At 56.0% G+C, this 1144-nt stretch carries 1 protein-coding gene; it reads right to left on the reverse strand.

Annotated features, from left to right (window positions below; translation table 11 throughout):
* Positions 1 to 14: 14 nt before the first annotated feature.
* The coding region (locus AB0K82_RS44655; protein WP_364409870.1) for a hypothetical protein at positions 15 to 1144 on the reverse strand (1130 nt) is incomplete at its 5' end.

A 1144-nucleotide genomic window follows, 5' to 3' on the forward strand; every position in this document is an offset into this window, starting at 1 on the left:
TAGGCTGCGAGATATCAGTCAGAAAAAACAGACCCCCACACGCCCTTCGCTGAAAACACCCGTCCGTGAGGAAGCGACACATAGTTCACGTGAGCACCGCCCTTCGAAATTTGTACCGCTATCGGATCAGGAAAGGGCTGATCATAGGTTGAGATATGTAGCGTATCTTTATCCGACCATGCCGTCGTCATGTACAGATTTTCAATCCAGGACTGGAAATCGGTCACTTTGCCGGGTGATCCAAAGAGTTCCAGCATGAACCTGCGCTGCCCGGATTTGCTGGTCTCGCCGAATTCAGCGCGATCATTTTGATCGGGCCCGACGGAAACGATCGGACTGACGAGGAGCAACCTGGCCCTTTTGCCGAGGCGAGATTTAAGGGCCATCGCAGGTAGCGCGCCAAAGCTGGCGCCGACGATCGTGATGTTCTCGAATTTCCTTGTTTCTAGGAATTGAGACACCTGCTCCGCGTCTTCGGACAGCGCTTTCCCACCATTGAGGAGTCGGCCTTGCATCTCGAGCCCACCGCCGAGCTGTCCGCTATAGGACATAGACAGAATCGACTGGTTGCCCAATTGCGGGAACAAGTCGACGGCTCCGGACAGCGTAAGCGGATTCGTGGGTCCTCCACCAAAGAAGATGATGATAGACCTGTCGCTGTTCTGATAGAATTGCGCGGGCAGGACTCTGGTTTTCTGGCCGAGGTCCAAGAGCGCGTAGTCTCGAACGATCGGGGGTATCCATGCCGTCGCCTGCTGCCCTGTCCAGAAGTCCAGATCGCCCTTGTCTTCACGTGGTTCGATGGGACACCGCGTGCGTATCTGAACTTCCTTGGCACCGTTTCGCCACTTCAAGACCCTATGGACAGCTTCCTGATACAGCCATGCGACGCTCTGCCCCGAAACGGCCGCGTCAAGGATCCTGCCGAGTTTCGGCGCTGAGAAGGTGGTGTACTTTCCCCCCACGCGCACGCGCATCATTTTCTCGTTGAAGGACCCGGCCAGCGTTCCGGTGCGCGGGTCTATTATCGCACTGGATCCCGGAATTTCGAATGCAGCGTGATTGTCGCCACCATCGATCTCACCGAGTCCGATCAATGAATCGTGACCGTTGCGCACCACGACCTTGGGATCATAGATTTGCC

Source organism: Actinoallomurus sp. NPDC052274 (genome assembly GCF_040679475.1).
GTDB lineage: Bacteria > Actinomycetota > Actinomycetes > Streptosporangiales > Streptosporangiaceae > Actinoallomurus > Actinoallomurus liliacearum.